We start from the raw sequence: 13,053 nt of genomic DNA, 5'->3' as shown, positions 1-13,053 counted from the left end.
CCGCCACGGCGGGCGCGCCCCCGCGGGTTGCCCCGTGACCTTAAACTCGCGCACGCCCTGCCGTAGTAATGCGCAAGACCCCGGTTCGTGAAAGAATGGCGCTCCCCCGGCGCCAGGCCCGGCGGAACACGCATGAAGCAGCAAGATGGATCTGACACAGGAATTGAAAGAAGCGGCCGACCAGCTCTCCCTGGCGCGAAGACGATTCGCCAAGGGGGAAGAAGGCCTGCGCCTGCTGCATCAATCGCGGGAATCGTTCATCAACAGCCTGCGCAACACCGGCCTGACCTATGCCGAGGCCAAGACCAAATACGACAACTGCCTGGATGAACAGGAAGTGCAGTTGCACGGCATGCTGGACAAGATGATGTACGCCGAGCGCATGCATCAGTACATCCTGCACCGCATCTCCCTGCAACAAGCGCAGGACGCGGCCGCGCCGCAGGCGGCCACCGCCTGAGGGCGGCCGGCCCTTTCCCAGGCCTTCCGGGTTTCAAGCGGCGCCCGCGCCCGGCGCGGCCTTGCCGCGCCGACGGATCCGAGCCGGGTCAGGGCTTGAAGGCGCCGATGAAGATCGCGGGGTCGACCCGCGCATCGTTCAGGCTGACGTTCCAATGCAAGTGGGGGCCCGTCGCCCGGCCGGTCGCGCCGACCTTGCCGACCACCCCGCCGCGCGGCACGACATCGCCGACCTTCACGTCAATGGCCGACATGTGGCAGAACATGCTGACCAAGCCCTGGCCATGGTCCAGGAAGACGGTCTTGCCGTTGAAGAAATAATCCCCCACCAACGACACCACGCCGGCGGCCGGCGCCTTGATCGGCGTGCCAGCCGGCACGGCGAAATCCAGGCCGGAGTGCGGATTGCGTTCCTCGCCGTTGAAGAAGCGGCGCAGGCCGAACGGACTGGACAGGCGGCCGCCGCTGACCGGACGGTCCAGCAGCAGGTTGCTGGGCGTGACGCCGGCGCGATAGGCGCGATTGGCGGCGCTCTGCTCGGTCATCTCGCGCTCGATGCGCTTCATGTCTTCAGGATCGGGATTGACCTGGCGCGGATTCTTCAGCGTGATGTGCTGCGCCACGTATTCCTTGGCGCGCACGGTGAACGGCAGTTGGCGCGTGCCGGCGCCGTCGCGCACGGAGATTTCCTGTGGGCCCGGCTTGACCGCCAGCGGGATGCCGACCACGGCGATCCACTGCTTGCCATCTTCGCGCACCACCAGCACGCGGCGGTCGCGGTAGGTGACCTCGGGCGCCGTCGCCGCGTCGCCCAGCGCCAGCACGGCGACGCCGCCCGGCACCGGCGCATTGAGCTTGCGGCTGATGAAACCGCCCTGCTGCGCGGCCGGCGCTTGCTTGGCGCGCACCGGCAGGGCCAGGCCCACCGCGGCCGCGGCCAGGCCCAGCCGCAGCATGTCTCGGCGTCGCGGCATCACTGTTGCAGGCACAGGTTGGCGGGTTCGATCAGGGTCTGGTCGCGCCGCGCGATGCGGGTCGACAGGCGCGCCTCGGTCTTGCCCTTCCAGGTGGTGGTGGTCAGCACCGCCTCGACGCCCAGGCTGTCCGACTGGATCAGCTCGAAGCCGTTGCGCACCGCCTTGCGCTCGAAGCGCACGCCCTGGTCCTTCCAGGCCGCGGCAACGCAGTTGGTGTAGTCCTCGGCCGTGCGCGGGGTCGAGCCGTAGAACACCGGATCGCGGTCGCGGACGTCTTTGACGTTGGCGCAGGCGGACACGGCGAGCACGACGGCGGTGAGGGACAAGGCGGTACGGACCTTCATATCGGGACTCTCTGGCAAGGAATGGAAAGAGGCGGCGAACTATACCGCAGCGTCCGGCGACGGCTGCGGGCGGCGCGCCGACTTGGGGCGGAATGCGGCGATGACCTCGGGACGGGTCTCGGCATAGGGCCCGCCGATCAGGTCGATGCAATAGGGAATGGCGGCGAAGATGCCCGGCACCAGCGTCGAGCCATCGTCGGCCTTCAGGCCCTCGAGCGTCTCGCGGATCGCCTTGGGCTGGCCCGGCAGGTTCACGATCAGGGCGGCATGCGCCGGCCGTTCACGGACCACGGCGACCTGCCGCGACAGGATCGCGGTGGGCACAAAGCGCAGGCTGATCTGGCGCATCTGCTCGCCGAAGCCCGGCATTTCCTTGGTGCCGACCGCCAGCGTGGCCTCGGGCGTGACGTCGCGCCGCGCCGGACCGGTGCCGCCGGTGGTCAGGACCAGATCGCAGCCGCAGGTGTCGACCAGCTCGATCAGCGTCTCGGAGATGCGGGCCGCCTCGTCGGGGATCAGCCGGTCCACCGCCTGCCACGGCGAGGCCAGCGCGCCGCCCAGCCAGGCGCGCAGGGACGGCAGGCCCTCGTCCTGGTAGGCGCCGGCCGACGCGCGGTCGGAAATCGACACCAGGCCGATGATCAGTTCGTCGGGATGGCGGCGGGCGATACGGGTAGGGGCGGTCATGGGCGATCGGGCGTGGGGTGGACGGAAGGCGCGGGGCACGGGCGCCGCCGGCGGGCCGGGGCGCGGTCAATCCTGGAAATCCAGGACCCCGCCAGACAGGGATGCTATCGCATTCTCCGCCCGGCGGCCGGCCGGGGGCGCCGGTCCCCCTGTGGCAAAAAGGGGAATCCGCGGGCACCCGCGGGTTTGCGCCCTTGTCTCGGTCATGGGGGCTGGATAACATCCGCTCACAATCCTCTCTTTCACCCCGATCCGCGCGCCGCGCCTTCCTGGTTCCTCATGTTCACACGCACCCTCGGGCAGCATGCGCTGGCGGCGGCGCTGGCCTTGTCGGTGGCGCTGGCCGCGGGCTGGGGCGCCTGGCACTGGCTGGCCCTGCGCACCGGCCCGTGCGCCGAAGCGGCGACCGGGGTCTACATCCATAACCTCGGCAACACCCTGGAAGACCAGACCCGCAACCTGTCGCGGCTGAGCCAGGCGCTGCGCACCGGCGACCGGCTGGTGGTGCTGGGGTCGTCCGAGTTGACCAGCACCGACCTGCGCTTCGTGCCCTACCGCTTCCTGGCCGACGAGCTGCGCATGCCGGTCATGGCCTACGGCCATTCCGGCTTCCAGTCGCTGGGCATGCAACTGGTGCTGGCGGCGCTGGCCGACGACCTGTCGTCCGCCTCGCGCGTCGTCATCATGGTGTCGCCGGGTTGGTTCGACGGCGACGGCGGGCTGGGCCCGGATGAATTCCGCGAGCATGCCAATCCCCTGCTGCCGCGCCTGCTGCGCCAGCCCGAGGGCCGCGAACAGGTGGCGCGCTGGCTGCGCGACAAGGGCGACGCCCGGGTGGCGTGGTCGATGGCGGCCGAGCAGGCCTACGTCTTCCGCCAGCGGCTGATCGGACTGTGGACGCCCGCGCACGCCGCCCCCGCGCCCGAGCAGGAAGCCGCCGGCCCGACGGCGGCGGCCCGGGTGGTGGACTGGGACGCCCTGGCGCGCGAGGCCCAGGAAGCCGAACAGGCGCAGATGACGCGCAACCGCTACGCCGTGCGCGACGATTTCTTCGACAAATACCTGCAAACGGTCGCGGCCGGCGGCAAGACCGCCTTCCAGCCCCAGCCGCTGACCGGCAAGGACGAACTGCGCGAGCTGGAAGCGCTGATGCGGCTGCTGCGCAACCACGGCGTCAATGCCCTGTTCGTGATGCAGCCGCTGCACCCGATGGTCTTCAGGGACCTGGACCGCTTCACGCCCGTGCAACGTCAGGTCGACGCGCTGTGCGCGCGCTACGCCATGGCCTGCATGGACATGTACGATGCGCCCTACGAGATCGGCACCCTGCGCGACGTGCAGCACCTGGGCGAACTGGGCTGGCTGCGGGTCAACCAGCGCATCGCCGAGGTCTTCCGCCCATGAAATCGCCCTCCCCCCCGCCGAACGCCGTCAAGGACACCGCGCGATGAGAAAAACCCTGTGGCTGTGCCTGCTCTACCTGGGCCTGCTGGCGGTCATGATGATCCAGGCCGACACCTCGGCCAACCTGGGCAAGCCCCTGGAGATCGAGTTCCAGTACCAGAAGTTCTAGCGGGCCGCGCCGACGGCGACGGCGCGCGAGCGGTTTGCCGGACCCGGGGAACGGCGAGAGTTGCCTGAAGCAACCAGGGACAGGTCACAAATCTGCAATAATCTGGGCCTCCGCCGGAACCTCGCCCGCCCCCATGCCCACCCTCTTTCATGGCCTAGACCTCTGGGTTGGCCTCAGCCTTGCACTGGCCCTGACGTTCGTCCTGGCCTTCGAATTCATCAACGGCTTCCACGACACGGCGAACGCCGTCGCGACGGTCATCTACACCAAGGCCATGCCGCCGCACCTGGCGGTGGTGCTCTCCGGCATCTTCAACTTCCTCGGCGTGCTGCTGGGCGGCGTCGGCGTGGCCTACGCCATCGTCCACCTGCTGCCGGTGGAACTGCTGATCAACGTCGATACCGGACGCGGGCTGGCCATGGTGTTCGCCATGCTGGCCGCGGCCATCGCCTGGAACCTGGGCACCTGGTATTTCGGCATCCCGGCCTCCAGCTCGCACACGCTGATCGGCTCGATCCTGGGCGTGGGCCTGGCCAACGCGCTGATCACCGACCTGCCGCTGGCCGAGGGCGTGAACTGGGGCAAGGCGATCGACATCGGCGCCTCGCTGGTAGTGTCGCCGGTGGCCGGCTTCCTGGTCGCGGGCGGCCTGCTGCTGGCGCTCAAGCGCTGGCTGCCGCTGTCGAAGATGCACAAGACGCCCGAGCAGCGCCGCGCCATCGACAACAAGAAACACCCGCCGTTCTGGAACCGCCTGGTGCTGGTGCTGTCGGCCATGGGCGTGAGCTTCGTGCACGGCTCGAACGATGGCCAGAAAGGCATCGGCCTGATCATGCTGGTGCTGATCGGCATCGTGCCGGCCAACTTCGTGCTGGACACCAACAGCACCACTTACCAGATCGAGCGCACGCGCGACGCGGCCACCCACCTGAGCGCGTTCTACCAGCGCAACGAAGCCATGCTGGGCGACTTCCTGGCGCTCAAGCGCGCCGGCTCGGCCTCGGACCTGCCGCGCACCTTCCGCTGCGATCCCGAACTGACCCTGCCCACCATCGACGCGCTGCAGGCCGACCTGCACGGCGTCAGCAACTACGCCGACCTGTCGGCGGCCAAGCGCATCGACGTGCGCCGCTACCTGCTGTGCCTGGACGACACCGCCAAGAAGGTGGCCCGCATCGAAGGCCTGCCGGCGCGCGAGCGCACCGACCTGCAGCGCCTGCGCGCCGACCTGACCGCCACCACCGAATACGCGCCCTTCTGGGTGATCGTGGCGGTGGCGCTGGCGCTGGGCGCCGGCACCATGGTCGGCTGGCGCCGCGTGGTGCTGACGGTGGGCGAGAAGATCGGCAAGCAGGGCATGACCTACGCCCAGGGCATGTCGGCGCAGTTGACGGCGGTCGGCGCCATCGGCCTGGCCAACGTCTTCAGCCTGCCGGTGTCGACCACCCACGTGCTGTCGTCCGGCGTGGCCGGCACCATGATCGCCAACAAAAGCGGCCTGCAGGGCGGCACGGTGCGCAACATCCTGCTGGCCTGGATCCTGACCCTGCCCGCCTCCATGCTGCTGGCGGCCGGCCTGTTCTGGATCGGCGTGCAGATCGCCGGCTGACGCCCGCGCGCCGGCCGCGCGGATCATCTGCACGGGCGGCGCAACACTGTGGCTACCGCGCCGGGCTATGTCCGGCGCGCGCGCGCCTCTACCATGGCGCCATGGCTACCTCTTCCCTTCCCTCCCTGCATTACATCTACGACCCGCTGTGCGGCTGGTGCTACGGCGCCGCGCCACTGCTGCAGGCCGCCCGCGGCATCGATGGCCTGGTCATCGCACTGCACGGCGGCGGCATGATGACCGGCGGCAACCGCCAGCCGGTCACCGACGCGCTGCGGCGCTATGTCATCCCGCACGATGAACGCATCGCGGGCCTGACCGGCCAGGTGTTCGGTCCGGACTACATCGACGGCCTGCTGCGCGACAGCGGCGCGGTATTCGACTCGGCCCCGCCCACCACCGCCATCCTGGCCGCCCAGGCCCTGGACCGACGCGGCCTGGACATGCTGCAGCGCCTGCAACGCGCCCACTACATCCAAGGCCGCCGCATTGCCGACCCGGCTGAACTGCGCCGCCTGGCCGAGGACATCGGCCTGGATGGCGCGGCCTTCCAGGCCGCCTATGACGCCACGGTTGGCGACGCCACCGATCGCCACATCGCGCAAAGCCGCGCGCTGCTGGAGCGCCTGCGAGGCTCGGGCTTCCCGACGCTGGCGCTGGAGCGCGACGGCGCCTTCACCGTGCTCGACCCGGGCCGCTACCTGGGCCGACCGTCACAGTGGCAAGCGGACCTGCGCGCACGCCTGGGGTAATCAGGGCTCGCCGATGTCGCCGTCGCGCTGCAGCGCGCGGTGCATCGCCGGACGCGCCGCCAACCGCTCGGCATAGCCCGAGAACACCGGGTTCTCGGGAATCAGCTTGACCTGCATCATGAACTGCAATGTCCCGCCCAGCACGATGTCGACCGCGCTGAAATGCTCGCCCAGGAAATACGGGCGCGATTGCAGCACGCGGGTCACGACCTGCTCGACCTCGTCGGCCGAGCCCCAGCCCATCGTGCCGCTCTGGTGCGGCGTCTTGAAGGCGCGCTCGGTCATCGCCGGCTCGAACACGCCGGTGGAATACGCCAGCCAGGTCAGGTAGGGGCCGCGCTGCTGATCGCCCACGACGGGCCCCAGGCCAGCCTCGGGATAGAGGTCGGTCAGGTACAGCGCGATGGCCGGGGTCTCGAACACCGGCACGCCGTCGTGCACCAGTGCCGGCACCTTGCCGTGCGGGTGGATGTCGATGTAGTCGGGAGCGATATGGCCGGATCCGTCGCGGCGGCGGATCGACACCATCTCGGTGTCATAGGGCACGCCCAGCTCTTCCAGTAACCAGAGAATCCGGAACGAACGCGAGCGCGGCGCGTGATAAAGGGTCAACATGGTCTGTCTCCTGGATCCGGGGCGGACCCTGCGGCCATTGTGCCGCAGGCGCCCCCGCCGGAGCCAGCACCGTCCCCGACCGCCCCGGTCGCTGATGCGGCCCACGCCCCGCGAGCCGGTCGGGGCGGGCCGCCGCGCTACGCGTCGGTCGCGCCCAGCGCGCGCAATTGCGCCTTCAGGCGGCGCACCTCCTGGCTCAGGTCCAGGATCAGCGCCACGGCATCGAGGCCGGCGCCGAAATCACGCTCCAGCCGGCGCGCGTGCAACGCGCGTTGCAGGTCCATGCTGTAGAAGCGCCATTCGGCCGGGCGCGACCCGCTGGCGTCGACGATGCCGACCTCGACCAATTGCGCGACCCATTCGACCCCGGCGCCGCAGGCTCGCGCCAGATCGTCGGCACTGAGCGGTTGCGATTTGCCCACCACAGTGGCGCTGCTGATGACGACTTTTTTCATGATCAGACCCCCAGGTGGCGCCGCGGATTGAACGGCAGGTCTTGCTGCATCTTGCGGTAGGCCGCCTTGGCCGCGTCGCTGTCGGCCGGCGGCAGCGCCAGCTCCAGCACCAGATACAGGTCGCCGGGCGGGTCGCCCGGAATGCCGCGGCCGCGCAGCCGCAGCTTGCGGCCGTTGCCCGAACCGGCGGGTATCGAGACCTCCACCGTGCCGCCCGGGGTCGGCGCATTGACCTTGGCGCCCAACGCCGCCTCCCAGGGCGCCACCGGCAGCGTCATATACAGGTCGCGCCCCTCGACGCGATAGCGCGCGTGGGGTTTGAAGCGCACCTCCAGGTACAGGTCGCCGTTCTCGCCGCCGCCATAGCCCGGCATGCCCTGCCCGGCCAGGCGGATGAACTGGCCCTCGCGCACGCCCGGCGGGATCCGCACGCTCAGCGTGCGCGTCTGCACCTGCGGGCGGCCCTGGTCGTCGACCGTCATCGAGCGCAGGCTGATGTCGCGGGTGGCGCCTTGCAGCGCGTCCTCGAGATCGACCTCGATGGCCGCGTGGTGGTCGTCGCCGCGGGCGCGGAATTCCTGCTCGCGCCCCGCGCCCTGCGCGCGGCGGCCGCGGCCCCCGAACAGCGACGAGAAGAACTCGCTGAATTGCGCCTCCTCGCCCGAGGCGGCGCCGCGATGGAACTCGAACCCTTCGTCCCAGCCTGGCGGCGGCTGGAAGCCGCCCCCGGGCGAGACGCCGGCGGCGAGGTTGTCGTAGGCCTCGCGCTTTTCCTTGTCGCGCAACACGTCGTAGGCTTCGTTGACGTCGCGCATGCGGGCCTCGGCGTCGCTTTCCTTGCTGACGTCGGGGTGATACTTGCGGGCGAGTTTGCGGTAGGAGCGCCGGATCTCGTCTTCGGAGGCGCCGCGCTCCACCCCAAGAATGCTGTAGTAGTCCTTGAACTCCATTTTCCAGCCCATGGTGAGGGTTGCAGCCAAAGGCGGCGGCTCGCGCCGGATTCGGCCCTGAACAGAAAGAAGATAGGGGCTATGGCGCGATTTTTCAATGCGCTTCGACCCATTGCGCGGCTTCGCGCATAATTGACGGTCGCGCCACCCGCCGCCAAAGGCGGGGCCGCCCATGAACAGGAACCGATCGTGCTGGAAATCATCGACGTCGACTTCAACAACCCGGAACACGGCCGCCAGGTGCTGGCCATGCTCAACGAATACGCCAGCGGCCCCATGGGCGGCAGCACGCCCCTGCCCGAGTACGCGCAGCGCAACCTGATCGCGGAACTGGCCAAGCGGCCCACGGCGCGCGCCCTGCTGGCGCGCATCGACGGCGCGGCCGCCGGCGTGGCCATCTACCTCGAGGGCTTCTCGACCTTTGCCTGCCGTCCGCTGGTGAACCTGCACGACCTGGCCGTGTCGCCGCGCTTCCAGGGCCAGGGCGTGGGCAAGCAGTTGCTGGCCGCGCTGGAAGACCGCGCCCGCCAGCTCGGCTGCTGCAAGATCACGCTGGAAGTGCTGGAAGGCAACGACGTGGCCCAGGGCCTGTACCGCAAGCTGGGCTACGAAGGCTACTCGCTGGACGAGGACACCGGCCGCGCCATGTTCTGGCAGAAGAAGCTGGCCGCCTGAATACAGCGCTTTTTCGCGGCGTGGCGGACGCACCCCCCAAGGGAAGAACCAACATGAAGATGAGCGACATCCCCTTCGGCACCACCGACTGGTCCGAGGTCGAACCCACCGAGCATCCGGGCGACACCGGCAAGGCCTACTGGCGCACCCGCCAGTTCGGCGATCTGCGCGTGCGCATGGTCGAGTACACGCCCGGCTACCTGGCCGACCACTGGTGCAGCAAGGGCCACATCCTGTTCTGCCTGGAGGGCGAGCTGCACACCGAGCTGGAAGACGGCCGCACCTTCGTGCTGACCCCCGGCATGAGCTACCAGGTGGCCGACCAGGCCGAGCCGCACCGCTCGTCCACTGCCATCGGCGCCAAGCTCTTCATCGTCGACTGACGCATCGGCGCGACACGCGAAATTTCAATTGCGTTACGCTTTGCGTCATAGACCCCTTTTATCCACCGCCTGACCGGAGATGCACTTGGGCGCCCCGTTTACGCTGTTCGTCGATTCCCAGTTCCTCAGCCCCTACGCCATGTCGGCCTATGTGGCGCTGACCGAGAAACAGTTGCCGTTCGAGGTCCGCATGATTGACCTCGACGCGGGCGAACAGCGCATGCAGCCGTACCAATGCCGCGCCCTGACCGCGCGCGTGCCGGCCCTGACCCACGGCGACTTCAACCTGACCGAATCCACCGCGATCGCGGAGTACCTGGAAGACCTGTATCCGGCGCCCGCCTGTACCGCGCTGTACCCCGCCCAGCCGCGCGAGCGCGCCCGCGCCCGCCAACTGCAGGCCTGGCTGCGCAGTGACCTGGGCGCCCTGCGCCAGGAACGCCCCACCGAAACGGTCTTCCACGACCGGGCCGGCGAACCGCTGTCGGACGCCGGCCATTCGGCCGCGGCCAAACTGATCCACGTGGCCGGCGCACTGATCGGCGCGGGCCAGTCGACCCTGTTCGAGCAATGGTGCCTGGCCGACCTGGACCTGGCGGTGGCATTGCGCCGCCTGTGGCTGGACGGCCTGCCCGATCCGCTGCGCGACTATGCCGAGGCCCAGTGGCAGCGCCCCTCGGTGCGCAAATGGCTGGAACACAACGCGGCGGCGCGCGCCTGACCCCCGCCCCGGAGCCGCCATGCAATTGCTGGATCACGTCTCCATCAGCGTCGCCGGGCTCGATAGCGCCCGGCCGTTCTATGACGCCGTCATGGCGGCCCTGGGCGCGGCCAAGGTCTACGACCATGCCGACGCCCTCGGCTACGGCGAGCGCTGCCGCCCCGGCGACGCCGGCCATACTTACGTCAGCATCCAGGCCGATCCCGCGGCGTCACCGACTCCGCCGGCGCGCCGCCACTGGTGCTTCAAGGCCTCCAGCCGCGCCGCGGTGGACGCCTTCCATGCCGCCGGCCTGGCCCATGGCGGAGGCGACGCGGGCGCGCCGGGGACACGGCCGCACTATCATCCGCATTACTACGCCGCCTTACTGTCCGACCCGTCGGGCAACCGCATCGAAGCCGTGTGCCACAACGCGCCCTGAAGGGTGGCACGGGACCGGACAATCAAGAAGGGACAGATAATTCCGGGCGTTTGACTTGCATCAACCGTCCCCATGTTGCGATGCAACATCCATTCGGGTGTAATGGGGGGGTCAAGTCAACTGGTTCCACTCGAGGAACCGGTCCGGTAGCACCCGCTGCCGGGTGCTACCTACAGGAGATCGCCATGGCCGGATCCGGCAACGATCGCGTCCCCGCCCCGTCCTTCAACCCCTGGACGGCCGCCTATGAATACGCCGTGGACGCCTGGCAGCGCGGCGTGCTGTACGCCGACGTCATGCGCCAGCGCGGCAACCAGTACCACGAGCATATGGCCAAGCGGGCCCCCAACGTGCTCAGCATGGAGTACGAACTGGTGCTGGACGGCCGCGAACTGCCGCGCCCGGTCAACTACGGCCTGCTGCGCATCAAGCCGCCCGAGGGCGTGGCGGTCGATCCGATCAAGCGCCCCTTCCTGGTGGTCGACCCACGCGCCGGCCACGGCCCCGGCATCGGCGGCTTCAAGCCCGAGAGCGAGATCGGCGTGGCGGTGCGCGCCGGCCATCCCTGCTACTTCGCCACCTTCCTGCCGCAGCCCGTGCCCACCCAGACCGTCGAAGACGTGATGAAGGCCGAGGCCCATTTCCTGGAAGAAATCATCGCGCGTCACCCCGACGCCGAGGGCAAGCCGGTGGTGGTGGCCAACTGCCAGGCCGGCTGGCAGATCATGATGACCGCCGCCGTGCGTCCCGAGCTGTTCGGCCCCATCATCATCGCCGGCGCGCCGCTGTCCTACTGGGCCGGCTGGCGCGGCATGAACCCGATGCGCTACGCCGGCGGCCTGCTCGGCGGCAGTTGGCTCACCGCCCTGACCAGCGACCTGGGCGACGGCAAGTTCGACGGCGCCTGGCTGGTGCAGAACTTCGAGAACCTCAACCCCGCCAACACGCTCTGGTCCAAGCAGTACAACCTGTACTCCAAGGTCGACACCGAGGCCGGCCGTTACCTCAGCTTCGAGAAATGGTGGGGCGGCCACGTGTTCCTGAACGGGCCGGAAATCCAGTACATCGTCGACAACCTGTTCGTCGGCAACCGCCTGTCGACCGCCGGGCTGGTCACGTCCGACGGCATCCGCATCGACCTGCGCAACATCCGCTCGCCGATCGTGGTGTTCTGCTCCAAGGGCGACAACATCACCCCGCCGCCGCAGGCGCTGGGCTGGATCCCGGACCTGTACCAGGACGACGCCGAGGTGCTGGCGCACGACCAGACCATCGTCTATGCCGTGCATGAGAGCATCGGCCACCTGGGCATCTTCGTGTCCGGCAGCGTGGCGCGCAAGGAACACCAGGAATTCACCTCCAACATCGACATGATCGATGTGCTGCCGCCCGGCATCTACCAGGCCGAGATCACCGACAAGACGCCGGACACGCCCAACGCCGACCTGGCCTACGGCAACTACGTGCTGTCGTTCGAGCAGCGCCGCATGGACGACGTGCGCGCCATCGTCGAGCGCAAGGAAGACGACGACCTGCGCTTTGCCGCCGTGGCCCGCATCTCCGACATCAACCTGGGCATGTACCGCAGCTTCGTGCAGCCGTGGGTGCGCGCCCTGGTGACGCCGCAATCGGCCGAATGGAGCCAGCGCCTGCACCCGCTGCGCCTGCCGTATGAGCTGGTGTCCGACCGCAATCCGCTGATCGCGCCGATCGCGCAGGTGGCCGAGCAGGTGCGGGAGCATCGGCAGCCCGTATCGCCCGACAACCCGTTCCTGCTGGCCCAGGAGATGTTTTCGAAGCTGGTCGAGACCAGCCTGAACATCTTCCAGGAACTGCGCGATTCGGCCGACGAGCGCACCTTCATGAGCGTCTACGGCTCGCCGCTGGTGCAGGACCTGGCCGGGCTGGGCGGCAAGGATGGCCAGCCGCGCCGCCACCCCGGCGTGTCGCCGGAACACCGCCGCTTCATGGAAGAGCGCGCCGCCGAACTGCGCTCGCTGCTGCAGGAAGGCGGCCTGCGCGTGGCCGCCATCCGCATGCTGCTGTACGTGGCCGGCGCCGAGGGCGGCCTGGACGAGCGCAGCTTCGCGCTGATCCGCAAGATGCGCGCCGAGGCGGGCAACGCCATGACGCTGCAGGAATTCAAGGACATCACCCGCGACCAGGCCATGATGATGCGGCTGGACTCGACCGCCGTGCTGCAGACGATGCCGAAGCTGCTGGAAGGCTCGTCGCCGGCCGCCATCCGCGAGGCGCTGGCAGCGATGAAGCACGTGCTGGAAGCGGCCGAGCCGCTGAGTCCCGCCGCGCGCGCCAGCCTGGCCGAGATGGAGCATATCTTCGAAACCGCCGCGCGCCGCGCGCAAAAGCATGAGCCGGCGCCGGGCGCGCGCAAGGCCGTGCGCGCCGCCACCGCGAAACTGCAACCGTCG

The 13,053-nt window shown here is 69.1% G+C and carries 16 protein-coding genes; 10 read left to right on the top strand and 6 right to left on the bottom strand.

The features are described from left to right. The first annotated feature begins 145 nt into the window (after nucleotides 1-145). On the top strand, nucleotides 146-460 hold the full coding sequence (locus HV783_RS15265; RefSeq protein ID WP_054501023.1) for a hypothetical protein: 315 nt from the start codon (nucleotides 146-148) through the stop codon (nucleotides 458-460). 88 nt (nucleotides 461-548) lie between these two features. Here the strand turns inward: HV783_RS15265 and HV783_RS15260 are convergent, their stop codons facing one another. The 3 genes from HV783_RS15260 to mog are packed head-to-tail and all read right to left on the bottom strand — an operon-like array spanning nucleotide 549 to nucleotide 2,467. After that, entirely contained in the window at nucleotides 549-1,433 is an 885-nt protein-coding gene (locus tag HV783_RS15260) for a peptidoglycan DD-metalloendopeptidase family protein (protein WP_167517635.1), read from the bottom strand. After that, a complete protein-coding gene (locus HV783_RS15255) occupies nucleotides 1,433-1,780 on the bottom strand; it encodes a hypothetical protein (RefSeq protein ID WP_054501021.1) in 348 nt (115 codons plus the stop codon). Before HV783_RS15255 ends, HV783_RS15260 begins: the two co-directional genes overlap by 1 nt. 39 nt (nucleotides 1,781-1,819) lie before the next feature. Beyond that, entirely contained in the window at nucleotides 1,820-2,467 is a 648-nt protein-coding gene (mog, locus tag HV783_RS15250; RefSeq protein ID WP_054501020.1) for a molybdopterin adenylyltransferase, read from the bottom strand. 279 nt (nucleotides 2,468-2,746) lie between these two features. Between mog and HV783_RS15245 the strand changes: the two genes are divergently transcribed. The 4 genes from HV783_RS15245 (at nucleotide 2,747) to HV783_RS15235 (ending at nucleotide 6,401) form a co-directional block, all read left to right on the top strand. Continuing rightward, nucleotides 2,747-3,871, top strand: a complete 1,125-nt coding sequence (locus HV783_RS15245) for a D-alanyl-lipoteichoic acid biosynthesis protein DltD (RefSeq protein ID WP_175189424.1) — start codon at nucleotides 2,747-2,749, stop codon at nucleotides 3,869-3,871. Between the two features lie 43 nt (nucleotides 3,872-3,914). After that, nucleotides 3,915-4,040, top strand: a complete 126-nt coding sequence (locus tag HV783_RS29620) for a hypothetical protein (protein WP_020926707.1) — start codon at nucleotides 3,915-3,917, stop codon at nucleotides 4,038-4,040. 133 nt (nucleotides 4,041-4,173) lie between these two features. Continuing rightward, nucleotides 4,174-5,649 (top strand): inorganic phosphate transporter, encoded by a 1,476-nt coding sequence (locus HV783_RS15240; protein ID WP_054501018.1) that lies wholly within the window; start codon nucleotides 4,174-4,176, stop codon nucleotides 5,647-5,649. Between the two features lie 101 nt (nucleotides 5,650-5,750). Further along, the gene (locus HV783_RS15235; protein WP_064528250.1) at nucleotides 5,751-6,401 is read left to right on the top strand and encodes a DsbA family protein; all 651 of its coding nucleotides are present in this window, start codon (nucleotides 5,751-5,753) and stop codon (nucleotides 6,399-6,401) included. Here the strand turns inward: HV783_RS15235 and HV783_RS15230 are convergent, their stop codons facing one another. The 3 genes from HV783_RS15230 to HV783_RS15220 all read right to left on the bottom strand — a co-directional run bounded on the left by HV783_RS15230 (nucleotide 6,402) and on the right by HV783_RS15220 (nucleotide 8,421). Then, nucleotides 6,402-7,016, bottom strand: a complete 615-nt coding sequence (locus HV783_RS15230; RefSeq protein ID WP_175189423.1) for a glutathione S-transferase family protein — start codon at nucleotides 7,014-7,016, stop codon at nucleotides 6,402-6,404. 137 nt (nucleotides 7,017-7,153) lie between these two features. Beyond that, the gene (locus HV783_RS15225) at nucleotides 7,154-7,471 is read right to left on the bottom strand and encodes a chaperone modulator CbpM (protein WP_064528244.1); all 318 of its coding nucleotides are present in this window, start codon (nucleotides 7,469-7,471) and stop codon (nucleotides 7,154-7,156) included. Between the two features lie 2 nt (nucleotides 7,472-7,473). Continuing rightward, nucleotides 7,474-8,421: a DnaJ C-terminal domain-containing protein gene (locus tag HV783_RS15220; protein ID WP_054501014.1), complete on the bottom strand. Its 948-nt coding sequence runs from the start codon at nucleotides 8,419-8,421 to the stop codon at nucleotides 7,474-7,476. A gap of 189 nt (nucleotides 8,422-8,610) precedes the next feature. Here HV783_RS15220 and HV783_RS15215 point away from each other — a divergent pair, with 189 nt between their 5' ends. The 5 genes from HV783_RS15215 to HV783_RS15195 form a co-directional block, all read left to right on the top strand. Beyond that, nucleotides 8,611-9,096, top strand: coding sequence for a GNAT family N-acetyltransferase (locus HV783_RS15215; protein ID WP_054501236.1), 486 nt, complete (start codon nucleotides 8,611-8,613; stop codon nucleotides 9,094-9,096). Between the two features lie 53 nt (nucleotides 9,097-9,149). Further along, entirely contained in the window at nucleotides 9,150-9,479 is a 330-nt protein-coding gene (locus HV783_RS15210; protein WP_175189422.1) for a DHCW motif cupin fold protein, read from the top strand. An 85-nt stretch (nucleotides 9,480-9,564) separates the two neighbouring features. Beyond that, the gene (yfcF, locus tag HV783_RS15205) at nucleotides 9,565-10,200 is read left to right on the top strand and encodes a glutathione transferase (protein ID WP_116792896.1); all 636 of its coding nucleotides are present in this window, start codon (nucleotides 9,565-9,567) and stop codon (nucleotides 10,198-10,200) included. A gap of 19 nt (nucleotides 10,201-10,219) precedes the next feature. Next, nucleotides 10,220-10,621 (top strand): VOC family protein, encoded by a 402-nt coding sequence (locus HV783_RS15200; RefSeq protein ID WP_175189421.1) that lies wholly within the window; start codon nucleotides 10,220-10,222, stop codon nucleotides 10,619-10,621. A 185-nt stretch (nucleotides 10,622-10,806) separates the two neighbouring features. After that, on the top strand, nucleotides 10,807-13,053 hold a 2,247-nt coding region (locus tag HV783_RS15195), incomplete at its 3' end, for a DUF3141 domain-containing protein (RefSeq protein WP_175189420.1).

Origin of the sequence: Achromobacter dolens, from assembly GCF_902859745.1 — a bacterium.
In the GTDB taxonomy this organism is placed as follows: Bacteria; Pseudomonadota; Gammaproteobacteria; order Burkholderiales; family Burkholderiaceae_B; genus Achromobacter; species Achromobacter dolens.
This window is presented reverse-complemented; position numbering and strand designations above follow the sequence as displayed.

Bases quoted from the DNA above. Each gene is read 5' to 3' on its own strand.
- HV783_RS15245 (WP_175189424.1), top strand. From the start codon at position 2,747: ATGTTCACACGCACCCTCGGGCAGCATGCGCTGGCGGCGGCGCTGGCC.
- HV783_RS15200 (WP_175189421.1), top strand. From the start codon at position 10,220: ATGCAATTGCTGGATCACGTCTCCATCAGCGTCGCCGGGCTCGATAGC.
- HV783_RS15240 (WP_054501018.1), top strand. From the start codon at position 4,174: ATGCCCACCCTCTTTCATGGCCTAGACCTCTGGGTTGGCCTCAGCCTT.
- HV783_RS15225 (WP_064528244.1), bottom strand. From the start codon at position 7,471: ATGAAAAAAGTCGTCATCAGCAGCGCCACTGTGGTGGGCAAATCGCAA.
- mog (WP_054501020.1), bottom strand. From the start codon at position 2,467: ATGACCGCCCCTACCCGTATCGCCCGCCGCCATCCCGACGAACTGATC.
- HV783_RS15220 (WP_054501014.1), bottom strand. From the start codon at position 8,421: ATGGAGTTCAAGGACTACTACAGCATTCTTGGGGTGGAGCGCGGCGCC.
- HV783_RS15235 (WP_064528250.1), top strand. From the start codon at position 5,751: ATGGCTACCTCTTCCCTTCCCTCCCTGCATTACATCTACGACCCGCTG.
- HV783_RS15255 (WP_054501021.1), bottom strand. From the start codon at position 1,780: ATGAAGGTCCGTACCGCCTTGTCCCTCACCGCCGTCGTGCTCGCCGTG.
- HV783_RS15210 (WP_175189422.1), top strand. From the start codon at position 9,150: ATGAAGATGAGCGACATCCCCTTCGGCACCACCGACTGGTCCGAGGTC.
- HV783_RS15230 (WP_175189423.1), bottom strand. From the start codon at position 7,016: ATGTTGACCCTTTATCACGCGCCGCGCTCGCGTTCGTTCCGGATTCTC.
- HV783_RS15260 (WP_167517635.1), bottom strand. From the start codon at position 1,433: ATGCCGCGACGCCGAGACATGCTGCGGCTGGGCCTGGCCGCGGCCGCG.
- HV783_RS29620 (WP_020926707.1), top strand. From the start codon at position 3,915: ATGAGAAAAACCCTGTGGCTGTGCCTGCTCTACCTGGGCCTGCTGGCG.
- HV783_RS15265 (WP_054501023.1), top strand. From the start codon at position 146: ATGGATCTGACACAGGAATTGAAAGAAGCGGCCGACCAGCTCTCCCTG.